Raw genomic sequence first — 22,059 nt, forward strand, 5'->3', positions numbered from 1 at the left:
GTGAACGTGAGACGGAGCATCCGCGGCGGCTTCTGTTGTCGCCAGCGCACGGAAAACCGCCACGTGATGCGCGTTAGTGACAATTGAGCGCGTCGGGTGCGTCCCGACAGGCCCAGGCGGGGCGCACGTGCCTCGAGTTGCCCCACTATCTCGTTAACGACGTCGATTCACCACGAAGCGTCGCTCGCCTCGGCTGGGGAAGCGTTTCGTGGCGATTCGGCACCCACGCTCGCGTTCATGAGCGTCGATCGGTCCGAAAGGGTCGTTCGCGGCATCGACCGGTCCGAAAGGGTCGCTCACCGTCGGTGTTGGCAGCCCTTCCGGCCCGATCGAGGAGCGGATGCTGCTGGGCGCGCCACGTGACATCCGTCCCGTGACGACTCGGCTCAGACCGAGCGACCCTGGGGCGTCGAGCCGTCGCGGAGCTCCTGCGCGAGCGCTTTGACGACGGTCGTCAGATCTCCGTCGTTGGCCTCAGCGATCCGCAGCTGACGGATGTAGCTCGCGCCGTCGTCGAGTATCGACACGATCGACGCAAGCTCAGCGGAGCAGCGCAGACGCTCAGCCACCGGGGCCAGAGTGACGAGCAGGTCGCGGATGTCATCGGTCACGGCGCGTTCGTTCCCGTCGCCATCGAGGATGATCTGGGCGTCGAGGCCATAGCGGGCCGCACGCCATTTGTTCTCGCGTACGAACCACGGCGGCAACACGGGGAGCGTCTCGCCGGCATCCAGCAGGCTGGAGAGATGTTCCACCAGGCAGTGGATGAGGGCAGCAACGGCGGCGAGCTCGCGGTGGGTGGACGCACCATCGCAGAACCTCACCTCGAGGGTGCCCCAGTGCGGTGATGGGCGGATGTCCCAGCGAACCTCGGTGAAGTCGTCGATGATGCCCGGGCGGGTCATGTCGGCCACGTAGCCCTCGAAGGCTTCCCAGTCGGACAGCTGGTACGGCAGTCCGGCCGTCGGCAGCTGCTGGAACATGAGTGCCCGGTTCGAGGCATAACCGGTGTCGGTTCCGGTCCAGTACGGACTCGACGCTGAGATCGCCTGCAGGTGGGGAATGTAGCTGAGCATGGCGTTGAGGATCGGCATAACCTTGTCCCGATCCTCGATGCCGACGTGCACGTGCACGCCCCAGATCATCATGTTCCTGCCCCACCACTTCGTGCGCTCGATCAGCTTGTGGTACCGCTCCTTGTTGGCGACGGGCTGGTCGTACCACTGGCCGAACGGGTGGGAGCCGCTCCCGATGATGTCGATGCCACGGGGAAGAGTGACCGCGCGCAACTCCTGCAGCTGGCCGTCGAGGTCGCTCACGGCAGCGCCGACCGTCGTGTGCACTCCGCTCACCAGCTCGACGGTGTTGAGCAGGAGCTCCCCGGTGATCCTCGGGTGAGGCTGGCCGTCGGGGGAGTGCAGGGCGAGGAGGACCTCTTCCGCGGCCGAGACGAGCTCTCCGCTGTCCCTGTCGACGAGGGCGAGTTCCCACTCGATGCCGACGGTCGATCGCTCTGACCTCGCGAAGTCGATGCCCATGCTGGAGTCCGTCCGATCCTGCCGGAACCGCCCCGGCACCGTTCATCTTTCCATGCCGAGCCTAAGCTTGAACAATGACAGTCGAGAGAGAACGTCCCGTCCGCATCGGTGTTCAGATCGCACCCCAGCACGCGCCGTATGCCGCCATCCGCGACACGGTCGCCGGCCTGGAGGATATGGGTGTCGACATCCTCTTCAACTGGGATCACTTCTTCCCGCTCAGCGGTGAACCGGACGGACTGCACTTCGAAGCGTGGACGATGCTCGGCGCCTGGGCAGAGCAGACCAGCCGCGTCGAGTTCGGCACGCTCGTCAATTGCAACAGCTACCGCAACGCGAACCTGCAGGCCGACATGGCGAGAACTCTCGACCACATCTCGGGCGGGCGTTTCATCTTCGGTACCGGCGCGGGCTGGTTCGAGCGGGACTATGACGAGTACGGCTACGAGTTCGGGACGCCGGGCTCGAGGATCGCCGCGCTGGGGGAGGCTCTTCCGGCGATCACCGACCGGTGGACGAAACTCAACCCTCCGCCGACCCGCAGGATTCCGATCATGATCGGCGGAGGCGGCGTGAAAAAGACGCTGCGCCTGGTCGCGCAGCACGCTGACATCTGGCACAGCTTCAGCTCACCCGAGGTCCTCACTGAGAAGCTCGGCATCCTTCAGGGACACGCGGATGCCGTGGGTCGCGACATCTCGGAGATCGAGATTTCGACCGAACTGAAAGGGAGGGATGAAGCGACCGCGGATGAGCTGCTCGCGCTCGGCACGACGATGTTCACCCTGGGAATCAGCGGGCCGGATCACGACCTCGATTCCGTCCGGCGGTGGCTTGCCTGGCGTGACGGTGTGACGGGCTGAAGCGCGCCGCAAACTGCTGGTCACACTGCCCGCAAATATCTGACAGAATGGTTAGTCGAGTCTGCACTCGCCCGACCCTCTAATCAGGCGCTGCAGCAATAAGAGCTTTCGGACCGAGTGTGCCCCCACGCAGCCGGTGACGAGCACAATCACACAACAAATAACTTTCAGGAGAATTGTGTCTGTCAAGATTCGTTTGAAGCGCCTGGGCAAGATCCGCGCACCGTACTACCGCATCGTCGTCGCCGACTCACGCACCAAGCGTGACGGTCGCGTCATCGAGGAGATCGGTCAGTACCACCCCACCGAAGAGCCTTCGTTCATCGAGGTCAAGTCGGAGCGGGCTCAGTACTGGCTGTCCGTCGGCGCCCAGCCGACCCCTCAGGTCGAAGCAATCCTCAAGCTCACGGGCGACTGGGGCAAGTTCAAGGGTGACAAGGACGCTGTCTCCACCGTCAAGACCAAGGAGCCGAAGGTTCCTTTCGTCGCCGACGAGAAGAAGAAGCCTGTCCTCAAGCCCAAGGCTGAGAAGCCGGCCGTCAAGGACGAGGCTCCTGCCGAGACCGAAGCAGCTCCGGCTGTTGAAGAAGACAAGGCGTAACAATTGCTCGCACCTGCTCTCGAACACCTCGTCAAGGGGATTGTTGACAATCCGGACGACGTGACCGTCGTAGCGCAGAGCTCACCACGCGGTGAGGTCCTCGAGGTTCGCGTGAACCCCGAGGACCTCGGCCGTGTGATCGGCCGTTCAGGCCGCACGGCAAAGGCGCTCCGCACTCTCGTCTCCGCTCTCGCCGATGGTCGCCGCGTCCGCGTCGACGTCGTCGACACCGATTCCTGACGTGAGCGCCGCCGAAACACCAAAGACCCAATTGCGGGTCGGACGGCTCACGAAGGCCCACGGGCTCAAGGGAGCCCTCAAGCTTGAACTCTTCACCGATGACCCGGCGCGCCGGTTCGTGCCGGGGGCGGTCTTCACCCTCCAGGTTCCGACCGGTTCGCCGTGGCACGGCAAGTCCCTCACCCTGACCGAGTTGCGCTGGTACAACGGCCACCCGGTCGGTTTCTTCGAGGGCGTTCCCGACCGGTCCGCCGCTGAGACTCTCGTCAAGGCGATTCTCTGGATCGAACAGGACTCGGCCGAAGCATCCCCGGAAGAAGACGCCTGGTACGACCACCAGCTCGTCGGACTCGCTGTGCACCGCGACGGACAGAAGGTCGGAACCGTTGCCCGGGTCGACCACTTCCCGGCGCAGGACCTCCTCATCGTCACGACGGCGACCGGCGACGTCATGGTCCCGTTCGTCAAGGCGATCGTGCCCGCCGTCGACGTCGCCGCAGGCATCGTCACGGTCACGCCACCCGCGGGTCTCTTCGAAGAACTGCCCGATGATGACGACGAAGCAGACGACGTCACCGCTCCGGAGCCGACGGATGCCGATGGCACCGTCTCCGAGAGCGCGGATGCTGCGGCGCAGGTCCAGGAAAACGCCGAAGACGACAAGAACTGACTCTGTCGTTCCTGCTGGCGCCTCAGCGCCTCGGATCGGGCGCTCAGACGTCGATGCGATAGCCGCGTTTGATGACGGTCTGCACCAGGCCACTCGCCGGGAGCGATTGACGTAACCGGCTGAGCGCGACCTCGAGTGCGTGGTCGTCGACGCTCCCCGGAAGCTGAGCGGCGAGCTCGGTCCGGGGAACCACAGCGCCTCCCGCTGCGAGCAGGGCCCGGAACAACGCCAGCGCGGCGGGAGGGAGCTGCGTGCGAACGCCATCGATCTCGACGACGCTGCCGCGGAGTGCGACGCGTCCGTGGGCGGTGTCCAGGGTCCGGATCCGCTGGGTCTCCAGATGTTCGCAGACCAGCCGGATGAGTGCGCCCATCCTGAATCGCTCGGGCTGGATGGGATTGATTCCCGCGGCCAGAAGCGGTGCTGCCGTCACGGGTCCGACCGCGGCAGCGAGCACATCCGAGCGGAACGCGTCGACGAGCGCAGCGGAACATCCGAGGAACTGGGCCGCACCGAACAGGGCGTCGACGGCGGGAGCGCTCGTGAACGTCACCGCGTCAAGCTGGCGAGACACGACGGCATCCACGAGGCGGTGAACGCGTTCGTCGTTCTCGTCCGGAGTGCGCCACCGGTACGGGGCAACCGTGAGAACCGTGTGGCCGGCAGCCCTCAGGCGGGTCAGCTGGCCTTCGTCGGTGTAGCCGTGAAGCTGCACGGCGACCGTCACCCCCGAGGGAAATCGTTCGAGCGTCAGCGACACCAGTGACGCGGTTGTCTCTTCGTCGCTCATGCCGACATCGTTGAGGCCGGCAGCGCGGATCCCGCCGCGGGCTTTGGGTCCCCGCACCAGGATGGCGGTGTCGCCGAGCGCGTCGAGAAGGTCCTGCCCGAGACCGGCAGCGTCGGCGGCTTCGAACCAACGGCGGATGCCGTACGACGTCGTGCCGAGGAGAACGTCGGGTTTCGCGGCGATGATCGCGCGGGTGTCATCGATGAGTTCACCGTCGTGCTCGGACGGGGCGATGCGCAGCGTTGGGGCGTGAAGAACAGAGGCGCCGCGCCGCTCGAGTGCGTCGATCAGATCCTCGGCCCTGCGGTCGCTCGTGACCCCGATACGGAACCCCTCGAGCTGATCGGGCCGGAAACCGGGAACCGGGGGCATCGCATCCGTCATCTCTCTCACTCCGACAGCGAAGCCGCGGTGTCGAGCAGGCGGGAAGCGGCCGCATCGCCGGAGTCGGCGAGGCCGACGACCTCTCCGATGACGAGGACCGCTGGAGACCGTACGGCAGCGGCGGATGCCACGTGGAGCGCTGTGGCGAGGGTCGCGACGGTCGTGCGCTGGGTCGGGGTGAATCCCCGCTCGATGATCGCAACGGGCAGCGTCGGGGCGAGACCGTGCTTGAGCAAACCCTGCGTCAAGGTCGGAAGCGTGGCGACCCCCATGAGCACGACGATCGTACCGCCGAGGCCGGCCAGGTGACGGTGCTCGTCATCGCTGAGCGGAGCGTGTCCGGAGACGACGGTGAAGAGATGGGTGACCCCACGCGCGGTGACAGGGATGCCTGCTGCCGCGGGAACCGAGATCGCACTCGTGACGCCGGGGATCACGTCGACGGGGATGCCGGCGGCGCGGCAGGCAGCAACCTCTTCGGCGCCGCGACCGAAAACGTACGGGTCACCCCCCTTGAGCCGAACCACCCGCGATCCTGCCTGGGCGTGCTCCACGAGGAGTCTTTCGATCTCGGTCTGGCCGATCGGGTGATGTCCGGGCGTCTTGCCGACATTGATGAGGTGCGCGTGCGGAGCGAGCTCCGGCAGGGTGTCATGCGGCGCGAGGCGGTCGTACAGCACGACGTCTGCGCTTCGAAGCGCCTCGACAGCGGCGACGGTGAGCAGCTTCGCGTCACCCGGCCCTCCGCCGACGAGCGTGACCGAACCCCTGGTGGATGTCGTCATGTCTCGCTCCGAACCGGGATGGTTGTTCCCGACAGAAGGATAGCCTTTCCGCTCTTCCGTTCTTCCTGTGTTGCAGGACGTAACTGTCCGCGTTCCTCGACGCGCGCGAGGCTGGGGTCTGCGCTGTCCGGTGCGTTGACGAATGAGCGGAACTTCTTGAGTCGCTCCGGGTCGGCGAGGGTGGCAGCCCACTCGTCTTCGTAGTTGTCCACGTGAGCGGCCATCGCCTGCTCCAGCTCCTCGGCGAGCCCGAGTGAGTCCTCGACGACGACGGCGCGGACATGGTCGATCCCGCCGTCGAGGTCTTCCATCCAGCGCGCCGTGCGCTGCAGCCTGTCGGCCGTGCGGATGTAGTACATCATGTACCGGTCGATGTAACGGATCAGTGTCTCGTCATCGAGGTCAGATGCCAGGAGCTGGCCGTGGCTGGGCTGGAAGCCGCCATTCCCGCCGACGTACAGGTTCCAGCCGCCATCCGTCGCGATGACGCCGATGTCCTTTCCCCGTGCTTCGGCACACTCCCGGGCGCAGCCGGAAACGCCGAACTTGAATTTGTGTGGGGCCCGAAGACCGCGAAAACGAAGCTCGAGGCGGATCGCCATGCTCACCGAGTCCTGGACGCCGAACCGGCACCACGTCGACCCGACACAGCTCTTGACATTGCGCAGGGCTTTTCCGTAGGCCTGACCCGACTCGAACCCGGCGTCGACGAGGATTCTCCAGATCTCGGGAAGCTGGTCCAGCCGCGCCCCGAACAGGTCGATGCGCTGTCCGCCGGTGATCTTCGTGTAGAGCCCGAAATCGGTGGCGACCTGCGCGATGACGGCCAGTTTCTGCGGGGTGATCTCGCCGCCCGGGATCCGGGGAACCACCGAATAACTTCCGTCCTTCTGCATGTTGGCCATTGCACGGTCGTTGGTGTCCTGAAGCGTGCCTCGCCCCGAGTCGAGGATGTGGCCGTCGGTCTGGCTGGCGAGAATCGACGCCACCACCGGCTTGCAGACATCGCAGCCACGGCCCGTTCCGAAACGGGAGACGATCTCGTCGAACGAGCGAAGTTCGAGCACGCGAACGGACTCGAACAGCTCCTGCCGCGAGAGCGCGAAGTGCTCGCAAAGCGCGCGTGAGATGGCGACTCCGGACTTCGTCAGTTCGGTCTCGAGGATCTTCTTGACGAGCGGGACGCACGAGCCGCACTGGGTCCCCGCACGAGAGCATGCCTTGAGATCCGGGAGCGTGGTGCACGCCTCGCCGTTCACACCGTGGACGGCGTCGCGGACCTGCCCGACGCTCACGTTGTTGCACGAGCAGGCGAGTGCGGTGTCCGGCAGGTCGTCGCCGGCCGGGGCGTCGACACCGGCAGCGCTGAGGTACGCGGCGGGTTCGTTGGCGAGTACGGAACCGAGCAGCGGGCGGAGCGACGCGTAGGGCGACGCGTCCCCGACGAAGATGCCGCCGAGCAACGTCTTCGCATCGTTCGTCGTGACGATCTTCTGGTACAGGCCGCGTGCCGGGTCGGCGTAGACGATCTCGAGCGCGTTCTCCGTCGTGGCGAGGGCATCCCCGAAGCTCGCGACATCGACGCCGGACAGCTTGAGTTTGGTGGCGTCGTCGACGGAGGTGAACTCGGCGGCTCCACCGAGCAGCCGGTCGGCGACGACCTCGGCCATGGCGTTGGCGGGGGCGACGAGACCGGTGCACACGCCGCCGAAGGAGGCGACCTCGCCGATCGCCCAGACCGACTCCGCGCTCGTCGCGCAATCGGTGCCGATAGCGATCCCCCCGCGGGCGCCGAGGGTGATGCCGGCTGACGCAGCCAATTCATCGCGAGGACGGATGCCGATGGCGAAGACGACGATGTCGGTGGGCACCGACTGGCCGTTGCTGAATTTGACGCCGATGACGGATGCTCCGTCGTCGCTCGTCAGGACGGCTCGCGGTCGGGTTCCGAGGTGGAGTGTGATGCCCTGACCGGCGATGATCCGGCCGAGCGCTTGTCCGGCACCTTCATCCAGCTGCGCCGACATGAGCCACGAGCCGGAGTGCACGATGGCAGTTTCGGCGCCGAGCCGGGCGAAGCCCCCTGCCGCCTCGAGCCCGAGCAGCCCACCGCCCGCCACGAGAACGCGGGCCGGCCTGCCGTGCTGGGCCGAAATCCTCTCGACGTCCGCCACGAGACGGTCGACGTCATCGATCGTCCGGTACACGCGGGCCAGGTGTGAGCCCGGGATGTCGGGGACCGGAGCGGATGAACCGGTCGCAAAGACGAGCGCGTCATAGCGAAGGACCTCGCCGGACGCGGTCGTGACGGTCCTCGCGGCGGTGTCGACGGCATCCGCTCTCGTCTCTCGGTGGAGGACGACATGGTCGCTGTCCCACACGCCTGACGGAGCGAGTGTGAGGTCGACGGGGCCATCGAGCCGTGTGCTCAGGGCGACCCGGTCGTACGGCAGATGCTGTTCCTCGGAGATCACGCGCACCCGCAGCGTGCGCTCGGAGTCTCGCGCGTGCAGGGCGTCGGCAAGCCGGTGGGCGGCGGGACCGCCGCCGAGGACGACGACCTCCCTCACCTGAGGATCTGGCTCGTACGTTGTCGGTGTCATGTGCCGTCCTTACTTTCGCAGCGCCGGTGTCTTTGGCGATGTTGAGAAGCGTATGCAGCCGCAATTTCTTCGCGGTGTCTCACGTGTAACCCCCGGTCACCAATCCCGCACACCAGGACTTGCGCGCTGTGAGGTCGGTTTCACACGGGCGAAACACAAGGACACCGGTCACCGAAACATGCGGCACATAGCGTCGAACCCGACACAACGGTCCAGCCGGGCCGGGGGACTGAGGAGCAGAGATGACACTTCTTCTGGAAGACCGCGACGTTCGAACCGCAGAAGCCGAGTGGGTTCCTGCGTGTCCCGTCGCCGACCTCGAACCCTCCTGGGGCGAGGCGGCGCTGATCAGGGCACGGCAGATCGCGCTCTTCCTGCTTTCGCCGCGCGAGGTTTACGCCGTCAGTCACCGTGACCCGTCGACGTCGGCGCACGTCATGGCGCGGGGGATCGTGGGATCCAGGGGTGACCGGCCGACGATCGCTTCTCCCCTGCACAAGGAGGTGTACGACCTCGGCAGCGGCGAGTGCTTCACTGACCCGACTCTGCTCCTCGAGACGTTTCGCACCCGCATCGTCGGCGGCATGATCGAGGTCGAGGTCCTGTCGTGACGGTGATCGCGCCGCCACGGACCGCCACGCGCGCCGCGCTCGTCGCGATCTCGCACGGAACCAGTTCACCGGCGGGACAATCCGCGGTGGCGAGGCTCGTCGCCGCCACGGCCGAAAGCCTCGGATCCACAACGGTCGAGGGCGGATTCGTCGACGTTCAGCAACCGGATGTGCCTGCCACACTCGGCCGGCTCCCCCCGGAGCAACCGGCCGTCGTTGTTCCCCTTCTTCTGTCAGCCGGATTCCACGTCCACGTCGACCTCGTCGATGCGGCGGCAGAATCAGAGTGTGTCGCTGTGATCGCTCCAGCGCTCGGTCCCGACGACCGCCTCGTGACCCTGCTTGCACGCCGCCTGTATGACGCAGGTCTCCGCGAGACTGATGCGGTTGTGCTCTGCGCTGCCGGATCAACGGATGCCCGCGCGGTGGCCGACTGCCGGGAAACCGCGGGCCGCCTGTCGACTGTCCTGAACCGGGAGGTCACCGTCGGCTTCATCTCAGCCGCCTCGCCGCCGATTGAAACTGCTGTCTCCTCCGCGAAAGCGGCCAACCCCGCTGGGCGCGTCGTCGTCTCCACCTATCTCCTGGCCCCCGGATACTTCGCGGACCTCGCGCACCAGACGTCCGCTGATCTCGCCACCGCGCCTCTTCTCACCGAGTTCGGCGAGGTACCGGACGAGCTCGTCTCCATCGTGCGAGACCGCTACCTCGACATCCTCGCCGGACCGGATTCTGTTCCAGCGGGCGGGGAGCACCGCATCGGGAGGCGCTGACTCCGACGTCGATCCGGTGCCTCCGCCTAGAGTGGACGGAACCCGGAAGGACCGATCGTGCAGAAGACATCACTCACAGCTCTCGCCAGAACCCAACTCGAGGCCGCGCGCTCTGCCTCAAGCGGTCGCAGCGCCACAACCATCTACGGCGGACACGAGCACTCGCTCCGGCAGACTCTCATCGCGCTCAAAGCCGGCGAGGAGCTGGCGGAGCACGCGAATCCCGGCGAGGCGACCCTCCAGGTCATCGCCGGGCGGGTCAGATTGACTGCGGGGGAGAACAGCTGGGGGTGCTGGGTCGGCGACCTGATCACCATTCCGGACCGCTCCCACAGCCTCGAAGCCGAGGAGGACTCGGTCATTCTGCTGACCGTGGTCAAATCGGTCTAAGCGCTTCGCACACGCGCATAGGCTTTCAGCATGCGCATTGATATCGTCACGATTTTTCCGGAGTTCTTCGACGTTCTCGATATCTCGCTCCTCGGCAAGGCCCGCCAGACCGGACTGATCGACCTCGGCGTGCACAACCTCCGCGATGCCACGACCGACCGTCACCGGACGGTCGACGACACTCCCTATGGCGGAGGCGCAGGCATGGTGATGAAGCCGGAACCCTGGGGGCAGACGCTCGACAGCATCCTCGACGAGAAGAAGAACGCGGATGCCGGTCCTCTCGTCATCTTCCCGTCACCGGCCGGCGAGGTCTTCACCCAGGCGATGGCACGAGAACTGGTCGATGAGGAGCACCTGGTTTTCGGTTGCGGTCGGTACGAAGGCATCGACCAGCGGGTGTTCGACCACACGGCAATCCGGGCACGCGTGCGGCTGGTGAGCCTCGGTGACTACGTGCTCAACGGGGGAGAGGTCGCCGTGATGGCGATGATCGAGGCGATCGGACGTCTCATCCCTGGCGTTGTCGGCAACCCGCACTCCCTCGTCGAGGAGTCACACGAGGACGGTCTGCTCGAAGCTCCCAGCTACACCAAACCGTCGACCTGGCGGGGACTCGACGTTCCGCCGATCCTGCTCAGCGGAAACCACGGCGCGATCGCAGCATGGCGGCGTGAACAGCAACTCGAACGCACCCGCAGAGTGCGCCCGGACCTCCTCGATCGCGCGGCGAACGAGGGGGAATCTCCCAGTGCCCGGCCCTAGGCTTGAGCCATGATTCTTCGCCGGGTTTTTCGCAGCTGGATGTTCATCGCTGCGGTCGTGCTTCCCATCTGGCCTCTGATCGGCTGGGGTATCTTCGGCGGCGGTGGGTGGGAGTTCCTCGTCCTGATCATCTCGATGCCGGTCCTCTTCATCGCAATGCTCACCGTCGCCGGCCTGATCTGGGCGCGCCCGACGGTCCGACGGGAGAAAGCTGTCTCCTGGTACGACGTCGGTGCCCTCACCCTCTGGCAAGCGTCCGTGATCGGTTTCGGTTTGTTCGGCCCGGCGTCGAACGCGTTCGCCGTGCTCGGTGTCCTCGCCGGCATCGCGACGTTCTGGCTGGTTCTGTGGGAGTTTTTCACGGATGCCAAAAAGCGCGCGAGAGAGACACTCGCGGAGTTCGAGCAGATGGCGGCCCGCCCGACTCTCCGCCCCAACCGTCCTCGCGGCGACGCGGAAGAGATCATCGTCATTCAGGAGACGCGCGACCGTCCCGGGCAGTGAGCCGCGCTTTTGCGCGGAGCATCCACTTCGTGGCAGAATAGACGATTGTGCCGCGGCCAGACTCTGCCACAGGGGAGCCAGCGCTTTCGTCCCGGATTTCCGGGGCGGCGGACACACCCCCAATCATCCCTGAATTCGTAGTCGACCTGTGGCGGTTACAGAGAGCGAAGTAACATGCACATCCTCGACAGCGTCGATGCAGCATCCCTCAAGTCCGACATCCCCGCATTCCGCGCAGGCGACACCGTCAAGGTGCACGTCAACATCGTTGAGGGCACCCGTTCTCGAGTCCAGATCTTCCAGGGCATCGTCATCGGCCGACAGGGTGAGGGCGTCCGCGAGACGTTCGCCGTCCGCAAGGTCAGCTTCGGTGTCGGCGTCGAGCGCAAGTTCCCGGTGCACTCCCCGGTGATCGAGCAGATCGAGGTCATCACCCGCGGCGACGTGCGCCGCGCCAAGCTATACTTCCTGCGCGAACTGCGCGGCAAGAAGGCAAAGATCAAGGAGAAGCGCGATAACTAAGTCCCGCGACTTCCGTTCCACGTGAACGAACCCCGAGCTCCCCACCCGTAAACTGGTGGGGAGCTCGGGCGGTTAAATGACAGAAACAACTATGCCGGCGGACGATCTGTCCGCCGCACCACAACGGCACTCCCGGCGACGGGGAACGCTGCTGTTCCTCCGCGACATTCTCATCATTTTCGTCGTCGCCCTACTGGTGTCGTTCCTCGTGAAGACCTTCCTCGTCCGGTCGTTCTACATCCCCTCCGCGTCGATGGAGGAGACTCTCCAAATCGACGACCGCATTCTCGTCAACGAACTCGTGCCAGACGTCGTCGGCCTCGAACGAGGCGATGTCGTGGTGTTCCGTGACCCGGGCGGGTGGCTGCCGCCGAGCGCGGACCCTGAAGTCCCACCGCTCACCGCCGCTGCAGACTGGGTGCTTTCCCTCGTCGGTCTGTCCGCATCCGACAGCGACGACCATCTCATCAAGCGACTGATCGGGATGCCAGGGGACCACGTCGTCTGCTGCAACACTCTCGGGCAGATGACGGTGAACGACGTTCCCCTCAGCGAACCGTACGTCACCCTGCCGGCAGGGACGACGGATGTCTCGGAGCTCGCCTTCGACGTCGTCGTTCCCGACAATTCGGTCTGGGTGATGGGCGACAACCGGTACAACTCACGGGACTCCCGCTACAACCGGGAGCAGCCCGGCAACGGGTTCGTCCCCGTCGACAACGTCGTCGGGCGCGCGTTCGTGATCAGCTGGCCCACCGCGAACTGGGGTTGGCTCGACAACCACCCCGAGGTGTTTGCGGGGATTCCCGGACCGAAAGCATCCGAATGATGGCCGTCGCTGACCCCTCCGACCTCGTCGAACGGGAGTTCTTCGGCACAGGGACCCGCTTCGTCATCGGATGCGACGAGGTCGGCCGCGGGGCGATCGCGGGACCCGTCGCGGTCGGCATGGCCGTCGTCGCCGCTGACTGTGGACCACATCCCGCTGGGCTTCGCGACTCCAAACTGCTCAGCGAGAAGCGGCGGGTGGAACTCGACCCGCTCGTGCGCGACTGGGTTCTGTTCTCCGCCGTCGGGATGGCAGACGCGCAGGAGGTCGACGAACTCGGTATCACGCACTGCCTCGGTCTCGCCGGCAAACGCGCGCTTCGGCTGCTCCACGACCAGGGCGCGGACATCGCCGCAAGTATCATCCTTCTCGACGGGAATTCCGACTGGCTCAATCCCGTGCTCGCCAGCCCACTCGACGTTCGGACGCGCATCAAGGCAGACCGGGATTGCGTGTCGGTTGCCGCGGCATCCGTCATCGCGAAGGTCCACCGAGACAACATGATGATCGCCTCCGACAGCGTGTCACCCGGCTACGGCTGGAGCGGCAACAAGGGGTACGGGAGCGAAGATCATCGCGAAGCGATCAAGTCGCTCGGTGTCACCTCGATGCACCGGAAAAGCTGGCTCGTCGCCTACGCGTAGGATGGATGCACCATGGAAGAAGACGAGTTCGAGGACTACGACCGCGAGGTCGAGCTTGCCCTGTATCGGGAGTATCGCGACGTCGTGTCGCAGTTCAAGTTCGTGATCGAAACGGAACGACGGTTCTATCTCGCGAACGGCGTCGACCTCGTCCGCCGTGACACCGAGCACGATTTCTACTTCGAGATCACCATGAACGACGTGTGGGTCTGGGACGTATACCGCTCCGACCGTTTCGTGAAATCAGTGCGCGTGCTGACGTTCAAGGACGTCAACATCGAAGAGCTCTCGACGCGCGACTTCGAACTGCCCAAGGAACTCGCCCTCGACGAGTAGTCCTGATCACTCCGACTGCAGCGCGTACCCGACCGCATCGTCGAGAGACAGAGCCTCACCGTCCGCCCTGGCGCGGCCGAGTGCTTCTGCATCCTCACCGTCGAGCAGCGGTGCCAGATAGCGTTCGTGGAACGAGAAGCGATTCGCGCCGTAGAGGCCCGATTGCTTTCTCAGCTCGTCCGCCGTGCGGAACAACCGTGCCGCTCGATCAACGTGCCTCGTGATTGCCGCGATGGCCGTGAGTCCCTCCAGCCCGTAGACCACCCCCTCGGCATGACCGATGTGAGCGGCCGTCGAGAGGCTCTGTTCGAACAGCGCCCGGGACTCGGCGGTTCTCCCGGCAACGAAGTTCGCCCAGCCCAGGTGCTGTAACGCCACTGTCGACCCCAGCTCGTCCTTCGCCACGTGCGTCAAGGCGAGGCTCTGCTCGAACTGTTCGATCGCACGGGGCACGTCGTTTCTCAGGAGGGCGACGCGGCCGAGCGTCACGAGTGCCATGGCCTCACCCCAGCGATAGCCGGCTGACCGCAGCAGCTCGACACTGCGCTCGAGTGACTCCTCGGCGTGATTCGTGTCTGGGCTTCGGTCGGCCAGGATCGCGAGCGCGAGAAAGATGAGGGCAAAACCTTCGCCGACGCGGTCGCGCGAACGATGGAAGAGCTCGACGCTCTCGGTGAGCCCAGGAACGACCCGATCGCTGGCCTCATGCCAGAGGGTGATCGACCGCGTGAAGTACAGGGCGATGGCGCGTGTGCGGTCAGGAAGCGGCGAGGCGGCACTCAGAACCTCATCCATCCACGCCCTCACCTCTCCGAGCAGGCCACCGACCCACCAGTAGATCAGTAGGCACCACGCGAACCGTGCGACGGTGACCTGATCACCCGAATCGAGCAGATGTCGTGCCGCTGCACGCAGATTGTCGCGGTCATCATTGAGCAGCGCGATGACCTCCCGCTGGCGTGTGCCCTCGAGATCGTCCTCCACCGCCTCAGCGATGGACACGAAGTGGCGGGCGTGTGCATCCCGGGCGGCTGGCAGTTCACCCGACGCCTCGAGTTGCTCGAGGGCATATTCGCGGACCGTCGCGAGCATCGAGAAGTGGGGACGGTTTGACCGGTCGAGCTCCCGGACGAGACTGTTGTCGACGAGGGCCCCGAGCGCGGGCAGGATGTCGAGCGTGTCGCCGGTGATATCCCCGGCGACGGACTCGACGGCGTCGAGAGAGAATCCACCGGCGAACACCCCGAGTCGTGCGAGAAGCCGTTTCTCGTCGTCGCCGAGGAGCTGGGTGCTCCACTCGATGGTGCTTCTCAGGGCCCGCTGGCGCTGGGGAAGGTCACGCGCTCCGCCGGAGAGAAGGGAGAGCCGGCGGTCGAGCCGGGTCAGGATTGCGGCGGGAGGAAGCATCCGGATCCTCGCGGCAGCGAGTTCGAGGGCGAGTGGAACTCCCTCGAGGGCGACGCAGATCGCGGCGATCGCGTCGATGTTCTCAGGCGTTGCATCGAAATCGGGTTTGACCGCGCGCGCACGTTCGACGAACAGCTGGACGGCGGCGGTCCTCTTCGCGGCTGTGACGCTGACCGAGCGCCGGGTGTCCGGCAGTGCCAGTGGGCCGACGTCGACGGCATGCTCGCCGGAGACCCGGAGGAGGGACCGGCTGGTCACGAGGAAGGTGACGCCGGGGGCCGTCGACAGGAGCGAGACCAGCACGGGCGCTGCATCGAGAACCTGTTCGAAGTTGTCGATCACGATCAGCATGCGTCTTTGCTGGAGCGCCGTCTTGAGCTTGTCGAGAATCGGCTCGTCGCCGGTGTCGAGGACCCCGAGCGCTGCGGCGATCGCATTCGGTACGAGCGCCGGGTCCTGCACGGGAGACAGATCGGTGAACGCGACGGCGCAGTCAGGTTCCGCTGCCAGCCGATTCGCCAACTCGACGGCGAGACGAGTCTTGCCGATCCCACCGGAACCGAGAAGGGTGACGAGGCGGACGGCGTCATCGTGGAGAAGTGTGCTCGCCGTCTCCAGCTCGGCGTCGCGGCCGATCAGCTGGGTCAGCGACACAGGGAGACTGGCGATCTTGCGGGAGGGTACAGCGACCGGTTCCGCCGGCGTTCCAGCGGGGACAATCCTGGACTGATCGAACCGCTCAGCGAGGAGAGTGGCCAGGTCCGACTCGATGAGCTTGCGAAGCTCCTGCGGCGTCGAGAACGCTTTGTAGGCGGCACGGTCATCGTCGCGGATCCGGTTGAGCAGCTCCCCGAGGCGCTCCTCCCGATCGGGAGCCGGTTCGCGGATGTAGATGAGTTTCGGGAAGTCGGGTGCGAGGTTGTACTCGTCTTCGAGCCCGGAGACGCTTTCGCCCGGAGCCACCCAACCGTATTTCTCGGCATAGATCCCGACGAAGACGTCGCTCTGTTCGAGGTACGCCCGGTACAGGTCGCGCGGTGGGTGGGGGCGTGCCCCGAGCTCGAACATGACCGGCGCGAGGTGGAGACGTTCGATCGCCAGGCGCGCGAACTTTCGCTCGAGGGCGAGTTCCTTCAGGGTGGAACTGACGAAGACTCGCAACCGTTGGTCGGGTGTTCGGATAGCACCCGTGGTGTGCGTCATGAGGGCATTCTCCCGCTTCGGCGCGGCGCGGTCCAGACCATAACTGAGGGTGGCTCAGGTTGTGGAGCCGAGGATGCGGCGCTGCAGCCGCCCCATCCACAGGTCGAGGTCGGCTGCGCGCGTCTCCACAGTTCGACGTCAGCGCGATCCGGGCCCCTCGATGTGGCCCACGATCGACGGGTGGAGGCGCTCATGGCAGCAAAGGACGAACTCGGCAGGCGGGGAGAGGACCTCGCCGCCCGCTTTCTCGAGGATGCCGGCTACCGGCTCCTCGAGCGGAACTGGCGGTGCAGGCAGGGCGAGATCGACATCGTCGCGCGAACGGCGAACACCCTGGTTTTCGTCGAGGTGAAGACGCGCTCCGGTCTCGCGTTCGGACACCCGTTCGAGGCGATCACCGCGACGAAGCTCGCGCGACTGCGGGGGCTGGCTGCCGTGTGGTGCGCTGAACACTCTCCGTCCGTGGCACGGATCCGGCTCGATGCGATTGCCGTGATCGTGCCGCGCTCAGGTCAGCCGGTCGTCGAACACCTGCTCGGGGTGTACTGATGGCGGTCGGGAGAACCTGGTCCGTTGCGCTGCTCGGGCTCGAAGGATCACTCATCGAAGTCGAGGCGGACATCTCGGCACAACTGCCGCGGTTCGTGATCATCGGTCTCGCCGACAAGTCGCTCGGCGAGGCCGAGGGCCGGGTGCGGCAAGCCGCCACGAATTCCGGATGCCGTCTCTCCGGTCAACGGATCACCGTCAACCTGTCGCCGGCGAGCCTTCCCAAGAACGGGTCGGGCTTCGACCTCGCCATCGCGCTCTCCTGTCTTGCAGCCGACGCAGTGGTCTCCAACGACTCGATCGACAGGGTCGTCCACCTGGGTGAGCTGGGACTCGACGGACGTTTGCGGCCGACCCCCGGCATCCTTCCCGCTGTCCTTGCCGCGATGCGAGCCGGTCGTACGACCGTGATGGTGCCAGTGGGTAATGAGGACGAAGCGAGGCTTGTGCCCGGTATCCGGGTCGTCGGGGTTGCGTCGCTTCGCGAGGCCGCCATTTGGCACGGTGCTGATCTGGAACCGTATCCGGTCGAGCCGATCGTGCAGCCGGAACCGGTCGGCGTCACGGAACCCGAGCTGGACCTTGCCGAGGTAGTCGGCCAGAACGACGCGGTGCAGGCGCTTCTCGTCGCTGCGGCCGGGGGCCACCACCTGATGATGCTGGGGCCTCCCGGCGCGGGTAAGACGATGCTCGCAGCGCGGTTGCCCGGCATCCTTCCCGATCTGACGGTCGGGGAGGCGCTTGACGTCGCCTCGATCCGCTCACTCGGTGGAACGGGCGTGGGTCGCAGCCTCGCCGTGAGGCCCCCGTTCGAGAGCCCTCACCACACCGCGACAGCGGCGGCGATTCTCGGTGGGGGATCGAGAACGATCCGGCCGGGGGCGGCGGCGCGAGCCGCGCACGGCGTGTTGTTCCTCGATGAGGCCCCCGAGTTTCAGGCCAACGTCCTTGACGCACTCCGGCAGCCCCTCGAGTCAGGGAAGATCAGCATTCATCGGGCGAACGCTGTCGCACACTTTCCGGGGCGCTTCCAGCTTGTCCTCGCCGCCAACCCCTGCCCGTGCGGTCAGTACGGCGCGAAGGAGAACACGTGCGTGTGCCCGCCGAATGCGATTCGGCGCTACCTCGGCCGGGTGTCAGGGCCGCTGATGGACCGGATCGACATTCAGCTCCGGGTGCGCCGGATCACCGCCGCTGAGCTGGCGGTTTCCGGGAGCAGTGAACGTCTCACCAGTACGAGGGCGCGGGAGGTCGTGGCCGCCGCGCGCATGAGAACCGCCGTGCGACTCGCGCACACCCCGTGGACGACGAACGGGCAGGTGCCCGGGCCATGGTTGCGATCCGGGGATCGGAAACTCCCTCGGGACGTGACCGCTCCGCTGGATCGCGCCCTGGAGCGGGGCAGCATCACCATGCGCGGATACGACCGCGTGTTGCGAGTCGCCTGGACGCTCACCGACCTCGATGGGACCGAACGCCCGGATTCGGCCCAGATCGGACGCGCTCTGTTCCTCAGGAAGGGGATCTGACATGACACTTTTCGGACTGGACAGGCGAGAGGTCGAGACGGCGCTCACCCGACTCGGTGTGGAGTCAGACGACGGCACCACCGCCGAGCTGTTCGCCCGTGCTGCGTGGAGCGGCATCGCTGAGCCGGGCGACAGCATGGCGGGATTCCTCGTCTCGCACGTGGGAGCATCCGGCGCCCTGACCATGCTCATCGATCACTGGTCCACTGCCCGGATTCTGGATGCCGTCGCCAACGGCATCGCGGGGAGCGATCTGCAGGCTGTCGCCAGCCAGGTGGAGAACGCCACGGCTCGGTGGCGGCCGCGGCTCGACTCCCGATCGGCACTGCAGCAACTGTCCCTCGCCGCCGCATGCCACGCGACACTTCTCACGCCGGGGAACCCCGCGTGGCCCGATCGGATCGATGACCTCGGGCTGCACACGCCCCTCGCCCTGTGGGTGCGGGGAAACCCGGCTGCGCTCCGGTCGACGTCGAGGTCCCTCGCTTTGGTCGGTGCTCGTGCGGCGACCGGTTACGGCGAGCACGTCGCGACAGAGGCCGCGAGCGGACTCGCCAGTCGCGGGTTCACGGTCGTGTCGGGCGCCGCCTACGGGATCGACGGCATGGCGCACCGGGCAGCACTCGCAACGCAGGGCACGACGGTCGCATTTCTCGCCGGCGGCGTCGATCGGCCCTATCCGAGCGGGCATTCCGTTCTGATCGGGAGGATCATCGAGACAGGCGCGGTCGTCTCCGAGATTCCGTGTGGTGGCGCGCCATCGAAATGGCGCTTCCTGCAACGGAATCGGTTAATTGCAGCGGTCAGTGAAGCGACCGTCGTTCTCGAGGCCGGCTGGAGGTCTGGATCCCTCAACACCGCCGGACACGCTGCTGCGCTCGGCCGCCCGCTCGGGGCCGTCCCCGGGCCGGTGACGAGCGCCGCGTCGGCCGGATGCCATCGGCTGATTCGCGAGTACGGCGCCGTCTGCGTTACGACGGTCGACGAGATGGTCGAACTCGTGGGTGACAGTGTTCCCGGAGCGGAGCCGGGAGGGGGAGGCCGCAGCTCAGACGAGATCCGTGTGCTCGACGCTCTCAGCGTCCGCTCGGTCCGCACCCCCGAAGACGTCGCCGTGCGAACCGGGCTCCCCGTCGACACCGTTCACTCCGCACTGGGAATTCTCGAACTCGACGCACGTGTCGCCGAACGCCCAGGCGGCTGGGTATACCTGCCCCAGGCACGCTGACCCGGGCACACGTCGGAGGAGGGAGAGCCGTAGAGTCGAACGCATGGCCCTCATCTATAACGCTGACATTCGTCCCTCCAAGCTCGAGCTGGTGCAGGCGTGGGCGCCGACTCAGTCGTGGTTCCCCCGCGACGGAGACGATGCCCTCAGCAACGTGGGCGCCTACCGCTTCGACGACCCGGCGGGCGAGGTTGGGATCGAAACCCTGCTCCTGTCTCTGGCCAATGGCACCGTGATCCAGATCCCCCTCACCTATCGGGGCGCGCCACTCGAGGGCGCGGAGAAGCACCTCATCACAACCATGGAGCATTCGGTCCTTGGCGACCGGTGGGTGTACGACGGTGTCGGAGATCCGGTCTACGTCGCCGCGACGGCCAACGCCGCTCTCACCGGCGGGTCACAGGCAGAGCTCCTCGTTTCAGCCGATGGGTCGGACTCCGTCGTGCGCCGCGAACCGACCGTGTTCGTTGCGGGAAGCGGCACCGAAGCATCCGCCGGGACTTCACCGCCCGCTGCGACCGTCGTCGTGCGCAATAAGGGTGGCGTGACTCTCGCCGAAATGGGCGAGATCCGGCTCGCGATCGCCCGGGTGGTCTCAGGGTCAGCGCTCGCCGCGTTCACGGATGCTGAGACGCTTGCTGGAACGTGGGCCGCCCAGGACGCCGCCGTGCCGCTCGTCGCCGTCTGGCGCGGATAACTCCACGCGTCACTGCGACAACACGCCGGTCAGGAAGTCGACCTGATCCCTGAGCAGCCGGTCGCGGGTATCGGGGGAGTAGACCTCAAAGTGCGAGACCGGATAGGTGACCTGCCGACCGCGAGGAGCACGCGCGGCCAATTCGCTCACGAGCTCGACCGGGGCTTCCTGGTCGCCCGCCGCGGCGCACACCAGGAGCGGAGCATGAACGAAGGGGGCCGAGTCGGCCGGGTGGTACCTCATCATTGAGAACAGCACGCGGGGAGCAGCCTGATTTCGCCAGGTGGGGCTGTCGAGGCTCGCGATGGTCTGCTCGGCGGCATCGGAAGCCATCACGGCAATCGTGTCTCTCGGGCCGACCGCTGGAATGTATGCGGGTGGCCGGCCGAGCATTCCGCGCAGGCGGTCACGGGTCATCGCGAGGAGCAGACGCCTGGTGGTGCGGGAGCTGCGGCCGCGGACGGTGCGGGGGAAACCGTTGAAGGGAACCTGCGCGATCACAGCGGCGACGTCGAAACGGCAGGCAGAGGCAACGACCGCGTGACCGCCGCCCAGTGATGTTCCCCACAGCACGATTCGAGACGAATCAAGCCGCGGGTCGGCTCCGACGTAATCCATCGCAGAGCGGATGTCTGCCAGCTGGCCGGCGATGTCGATCACCTGGCGCGGCGTTCCATCGCTGATACCGAAGGAACGATAGTCGAAGGTCAGAACCGCGAGACCGGCATCGACGAAGGCCTGGGCGGCGGCCCGGATCGAGGGAGTGTCCTGGGTCCCCGAGAAACCGGTGCACAGGATCACCGCGGGGAGAGGATTCCTCTCCTGCGGGAGCAGGAGCCTTCCGCGGATCGTGGTGTCCGACGTCGCAAAACGGATGTTCTCCTCGACCGGCATTGAGGCCCTCCCGTCGCAGCTCCTCCGGCTACGCTGCGCCATACGGTACCGTATGGTCTTCGCTCGAGCCACCCCTCCTGCAGGGCTTCGAGGTGCCGTACTGAATGGTACGGTTCCCCCATGACTGAAGCGCGGAACCGGTGGCTGGACGAAGGAATCAGGGTGCTCGCCGAGGAAGGTGCTTCGGGCGTCCGAATCGATCGAATCGCTGCGCGCCTCGGGCTGTCCAAGGGGTCGTTCCACCATCATTTCGCTGGCGCCGCCGGTTACAAGCGTGCCCTGCTCGAGCACTTCGAACAGATGTCGACCGAGATGCTCGACGAGGCAATCGCCGGAGCGGGGGACGCGGGAGTGCACGCAGTTCTCGACCGACTCACGCGCATGGTGGGACCCGGATCCGGCAGCCACTATCGCCCCGAACTGGAAGTGGCTGTTCGCGCCTGGGCCACCTCCGACGAGGACGTGCGTGCGGTGCAGGGGCGGATCGACGAGGCGCGGGTCGCGGCGCTTTCACGGGTATGGCGTCCGTACGTCGGAACGGACGCGGATGCCAGGACAGCCGCGTTGCTCCCGTATCTCGTCTCCGTCGGGGCTGCTGTCGTCTCACCGCCGGTGAGCGCAACCGAGTTGCAGCGGGTCTACGAGATCCTTCTCCGCCTCGTGCCCGAGGGGAAACCAGCTCGAAGCTAGATCCGGTCGTCTGG

At 66.1% G+C, this 22,059-nt stretch carries 24 protein-coding genes; 18 read left to right on the forward strand and 6 right to left on the reverse strand.

Annotated features, from left to right (window positions below; translation table 11 throughout):
• Positions 1 to 386: 386 nt before the first annotated feature.
• The gene (locus D9V29_RS06920) at positions 387 to 1,538 is read right to left on the reverse strand and encodes a glutamate--cysteine ligase (RefSeq protein ID WP_121672609.1); all 1,152 of its coding nucleotides are present in this window, start codon (positions 1,536 to 1,538) and stop codon (positions 387 to 389) included.
• 74 nt (positions 1,539 to 1,612) lie between these two features.
• Here D9V29_RS06920 and D9V29_RS06925 point away from each other — a divergent pair, with 74 nt between their 5' ends.
• The 4 genes from D9V29_RS06925 (at position 1,613) to rimM (ending at position 3,912) form a co-directional block, all read left to right on the forward strand.
• On the forward strand, positions 1,613 to 2,401 hold the full coding sequence (locus tag D9V29_RS06925) for an LLM class F420-dependent oxidoreductase (protein WP_121672610.1): 789 nt from the start codon (positions 1,613 to 1,615) through the stop codon (positions 2,399 to 2,401).
• Positions 2,402 to 2,579: 178 nt separating this feature from the next.
• On the forward strand, positions 2,580 to 3,002 hold the full coding sequence (gene rpsP / locus D9V29_RS06930; RefSeq protein ID WP_121672611.1) for a 30S ribosomal protein S16: 423 nt from the start codon (positions 2,580 to 2,582) through the stop codon (positions 3,000 to 3,002).
• Positions 3,003 to 3,005: 3 nt separating this feature from the next.
• Positions 3,006 to 3,242 carry an RNA-binding protein gene (locus D9V29_RS06935; RefSeq protein WP_090709355.1) on the forward strand — a complete coding sequence of 79 codons (237 nt, stop codon included), beginning with the start codon at positions 3,006 to 3,008 and terminating at the stop codon, positions 3,240 to 3,242.
• The gene (rimM, locus tag D9V29_RS06940; RefSeq protein ID WP_121672612.1) at positions 3,199 to 3,912 is read left to right on the forward strand and encodes a ribosome maturation factor RimM; all 714 of its coding nucleotides are present in this window, start codon (positions 3,199 to 3,201) and stop codon (positions 3,910 to 3,912) included. The genes D9V29_RS06935 and rimM overlap by 44 nt, the downstream gene beginning before the upstream one ends.
• Before the next feature lie 43 nt (positions 3,913 to 3,955).
• Here the strand turns inward: rimM and D9V29_RS06945 are convergent, their stop codons facing one another.
• From D9V29_RS06945 to nirB, 3 genes are read right to left on the reverse strand one after another with little or no spacing between them, the layout of a single operon-like run.
• The gene (locus D9V29_RS06945; protein ID WP_121672613.1) at positions 3,956 to 5,086 is read right to left on the reverse strand and encodes a uroporphyrinogen-III synthase; all 1,131 of its coding nucleotides are present in this window, start codon (positions 5,084 to 5,086) and stop codon (positions 3,956 to 3,958) included.
• A 5-nt stretch (positions 5,087 to 5,091) separates the two neighbouring features.
• On the reverse strand, positions 5,092 to 5,871 hold the full coding sequence (gene cobA / locus D9V29_RS06950) for a uroporphyrinogen-III C-methyltransferase (protein ID WP_121672614.1): 780 nt from the start codon (positions 5,869 to 5,871) through the stop codon (positions 5,092 to 5,094).
• Positions 5,868 to 8,474: a nitrite reductase large subunit NirB gene (gene nirB, locus D9V29_RS06955; RefSeq protein WP_121672615.1), complete on the reverse strand. Its 2,607-nt coding sequence runs from the start codon at positions 8,472 to 8,474 to the stop codon at positions 5,868 to 5,870. The genes cobA and nirB overlap by 4 nt, the downstream gene beginning before the upstream one ends.
• Positions 8,475 to 8,716: 242 nt before the next feature.
• Here nirB and nirD point away from each other — a divergent pair, with 242 nt between their 5' ends.
• The 9 genes from nirD (at position 8,717) to D9V29_RS07000 (ending at position 13,848) form a co-directional block, all read left to right on the forward strand.
• Positions 8,717 to 9,085, forward strand: coding sequence for a nitrite reductase small subunit NirD (gene nirD, locus D9V29_RS06960; protein ID WP_121672616.1), 369 nt, complete (start codon positions 8,717 to 8,719; stop codon positions 9,083 to 9,085).
• Positions 9,082 to 9,858 carry a sirohydrochlorin chelatase gene (locus D9V29_RS06965; protein WP_229790333.1) on the forward strand — a complete coding sequence of 259 codons (777 nt, stop codon included), beginning with the start codon at positions 9,082 to 9,084 and terminating at the stop codon, positions 9,856 to 9,858. The genes nirD and D9V29_RS06965 overlap by 4 nt, the downstream gene beginning before the upstream one ends.
• A gap of 57 nt (positions 9,859 to 9,915) precedes the next feature.
• Positions 9,916 to 10,248, forward strand: coding sequence for a cupin domain-containing protein (locus tag D9V29_RS06970; protein ID WP_121672617.1), 333 nt, complete (start codon positions 9,916 to 9,918; stop codon positions 10,246 to 10,248).
• Positions 10,249 to 10,278: 30 nt separating this feature from the next.
• Positions 10,279 to 11,013: a tRNA (guanosine(37)-N1)-methyltransferase TrmD gene (gene trmD / locus D9V29_RS06975; RefSeq protein WP_121672618.1), complete on the forward strand. Its 735-nt coding sequence runs from the start codon at positions 10,279 to 10,281 to the stop codon at positions 11,011 to 11,013.
• Positions 11,014 to 11,022: 9 nt separating this feature from the next.
• Positions 11,023 to 11,517, forward strand: a complete 495-nt coding sequence (locus D9V29_RS06980; protein WP_121672619.1) for a hypothetical protein — start codon at positions 11,023 to 11,025, stop codon at positions 11,515 to 11,517.
• 174 nt (positions 11,518 to 11,691) lie between these two features.
• Complete coding sequence (rplS, locus tag D9V29_RS06985) at positions 11,692 to 12,039, forward strand: 50S ribosomal protein L19 (RefSeq protein ID WP_121672620.1); 348 nt, start codon at positions 11,692 to 11,694, stop codon at positions 12,037 to 12,039.
• Between the two features lie 76 nt (positions 12,040 to 12,115).
• Positions 12,116 to 12,868: a signal peptidase I gene (gene lepB, locus D9V29_RS06990; protein ID WP_121672621.1), complete on the forward strand. Its 753-nt coding sequence runs from the start codon at positions 12,116 to 12,118 to the stop codon at positions 12,866 to 12,868.
• Entirely contained in the window at positions 12,868 to 13,512 is a 645-nt protein-coding gene (gene rnhB, locus D9V29_RS06995; RefSeq protein ID WP_121672622.1) for a ribonuclease HII, read from the forward strand. Before lepB ends, rnhB begins: the two co-directional genes overlap by 1 nt.
• 12 nt (positions 13,513 to 13,524) lie before the next feature.
• Positions 13,525 to 13,848, forward strand: a complete 324-nt coding sequence (locus D9V29_RS07000) for a DUF2469 domain-containing protein (protein ID WP_121672623.1) — start codon at positions 13,525 to 13,527, stop codon at positions 13,846 to 13,848.
• 6 nt (positions 13,849 to 13,854) lie between these two features.
• On the opposite strand, the gene D9V29_RS07005 is transcribed toward D9V29_RS07000, so the two are convergent.
• Positions 13,855 to 16,458 (reverse strand): DUF4062 domain-containing protein, encoded by a 2,604-nt coding sequence (locus D9V29_RS07005; protein ID WP_121672624.1) that lies wholly within the window; start codon positions 16,456 to 16,458, stop codon positions 13,855 to 13,857.
• A gap of 192 nt (positions 16,459 to 16,650) precedes the next feature.
• Here D9V29_RS07005 and D9V29_RS07010 point away from each other — a divergent pair, with 192 nt between their 5' ends.
• Genes D9V29_RS07010 through D9V29_RS07025 form a run of 4 tightly spaced genes read left to right on the forward strand, consistent with a single transcriptional unit; the run spans position 16,651 to position 20,461 of the window.
• Positions 16,651 to 17,007: a YraN family protein gene (locus D9V29_RS07010; RefSeq protein WP_121672811.1), complete on the forward strand. Its 357-nt coding sequence runs from the start codon at positions 16,651 to 16,653 to the stop codon at positions 17,005 to 17,007.
• On the forward strand, positions 17,007 to 18,536 hold the full coding sequence (locus D9V29_RS07015; protein WP_121672625.1) for a YifB family Mg chelatase-like AAA ATPase: 1,530 nt from the start codon (positions 17,007 to 17,009) through the stop codon (positions 18,534 to 18,536). The genes D9V29_RS07010 and D9V29_RS07015 overlap by 1 nt, the downstream gene beginning before the upstream one ends.
• A gap of 1 nt (position 18,537) precedes the next feature.
• Positions 18,538 to 19,764, forward strand: a complete 1,227-nt coding sequence (gene dprA / locus D9V29_RS07020; protein ID WP_121672626.1) for a DNA-processing protein DprA — start codon at positions 18,538 to 18,540, stop codon at positions 19,762 to 19,764.
• Positions 19,765 to 19,807: 43 nt separating this feature from the next.
• Positions 19,808 to 20,461 carry a CG0192-related protein gene (locus D9V29_RS07025; RefSeq protein ID WP_121672627.1) on the forward strand — a complete coding sequence of 218 codons (654 nt, stop codon included), beginning with the start codon at positions 19,808 to 19,810 and terminating at the stop codon, positions 20,459 to 20,461.
• Positions 20,462 to 20,470: 9 nt separating this feature from the next.
• Here D9V29_RS07025 and D9V29_RS07030 read toward each other — a convergent pair whose 3' ends face one another.
• Positions 20,471 to 21,355 (reverse strand): alpha/beta hydrolase, encoded by an 885-nt coding sequence (locus D9V29_RS07030; protein ID WP_183084941.1) that lies wholly within the window; start codon positions 21,353 to 21,355, stop codon positions 20,471 to 20,473.
• A gap of 120 nt (positions 21,356 to 21,475) precedes the next feature.
• Here D9V29_RS07030 and D9V29_RS07035 point away from each other — a divergent pair, with 120 nt between their 5' ends.
• Positions 21,476 to 22,045: a TetR/AcrR family transcriptional regulator gene (locus D9V29_RS07035; protein WP_121672812.1), complete on the forward strand. Its 570-nt coding sequence runs from the start codon at positions 21,476 to 21,478 to the stop codon at positions 22,043 to 22,045.
• Positions 22,046 to 22,059 lie beyond the last annotated feature (14 nt).

The organism is Mycetocola manganoxydans (assembly GCF_003667545.1).
Lineage (GTDB): Bacteria > Actinomycetota > Actinomycetes > Actinomycetales > Microbacteriaceae > Mycetocola_A > Mycetocola_A manganoxydans.

Excerpts from the sequence above, each read along its gene's own strand:
- D9V29_RS06920 (WP_121672609.1), bottom strand. The coding sequence starts at position 1,538 with ATGGGCATCGACTTCGCGAGGTCAGAGCGATCGACCGTCGGCATCGAG.
- D9V29_RS06925 (WP_121672610.1), top strand. The coding sequence starts at position 1,613 with ATGACAGTCGAGAGAGAACGTCCCGTCCGCATCGGTGTTCAGATCGCA.
- rimM (WP_121672612.1), top strand. The coding sequence starts at position 3,199 with ATGGTCGCCGCGTCCGCGTCGACGTCGTCGACACCGATTCCTGACGTG.
- D9V29_RS06945 (WP_121672613.1), bottom strand. The coding sequence starts at position 5,086 with ATGACGGATGCGATGCCCCCGGTTCCCGGTTTCCGGCCCGATCAGCTC.
- cobA (WP_121672614.1), bottom strand. The coding sequence starts at position 5,871 with ATGACGACATCCACCAGGGGTTCGGTCACGCTCGTCGGCGGAGGGCCG.
- nirB (WP_121672615.1), bottom strand. The coding sequence starts at position 8,474 with ATGACACCGACAACGTACGAGCCAGATCCTCAGGTGAGGGAGGTCGTC.
- nirD (WP_121672616.1), top strand. The coding sequence starts at position 8,717 with ATGACACTTCTTCTGGAAGACCGCGACGTTCGAACCGCAGAAGCCGAG.
- trmD (WP_121672618.1), top strand. The coding sequence starts at position 10,279 with ATGCGCATTGATATCGTCACGATTTTTCCGGAGTTCTTCGACGTTCTC.
- D9V29_RS06980 (WP_121672619.1), top strand. The coding sequence starts at position 11,023 with ATGATTCTTCGCCGGGTTTTTCGCAGCTGGATGTTCATCGCTGCGGTC.
- rplS (WP_121672620.1), top strand. The coding sequence starts at position 11,692 with ATGCACATCCTCGACAGCGTCGATGCAGCATCCCTCAAGTCCGACATC.
- lepB (WP_121672621.1), top strand. The coding sequence starts at position 12,116 with ATGACAGAAACAACTATGCCGGCGGACGATCTGTCCGCCGCACCACAA.
- rnhB (WP_121672622.1), top strand. The coding sequence starts at position 12,868 with ATGGCCGTCGCTGACCCCTCCGACCTCGTCGAACGGGAGTTCTTCGGC.
- D9V29_RS07000 (WP_121672623.1), top strand. The coding sequence starts at position 13,525 with ATGGAAGAAGACGAGTTCGAGGACTACGACCGCGAGGTCGAGCTTGCC.
- D9V29_RS07005 (WP_121672624.1), bottom strand. The coding sequence starts at position 16,458 with ATGACGCACACCACGGGTGCTATCCGAACACCCGACCAACGGTTGCGA.
- D9V29_RS07010 (WP_121672811.1), top strand. The coding sequence starts at position 16,651 with ATGGCAGCAAAGGACGAACTCGGCAGGCGGGGAGAGGACCTCGCCGCC.
- D9V29_RS07015 (WP_121672625.1), top strand. The coding sequence starts at position 17,007 with ATGGCGGTCGGGAGAACCTGGTCCGTTGCGCTGCTCGGGCTCGAAGGA.
- dprA (WP_121672626.1), top strand. The coding sequence starts at position 18,538 with ATGACACTTTTCGGACTGGACAGGCGAGAGGTCGAGACGGCGCTCACC.
- D9V29_RS07025 (WP_121672627.1), top strand. The coding sequence starts at position 19,808 with ATGGCCCTCATCTATAACGCTGACATTCGTCCCTCCAAGCTCGAGCTG.
- D9V29_RS07030 (WP_183084941.1), bottom strand. The coding sequence starts at position 21,355 with ATGCCGGTCGAGGAGAACATCCGTTTTGCGACGTCGGACACCACGATC.
- D9V29_RS07035 (WP_121672812.1), top strand. The coding sequence starts at position 21,476 with ATGACTGAAGCGCGGAACCGGTGGCTGGACGAAGGAATCAGGGTGCTC.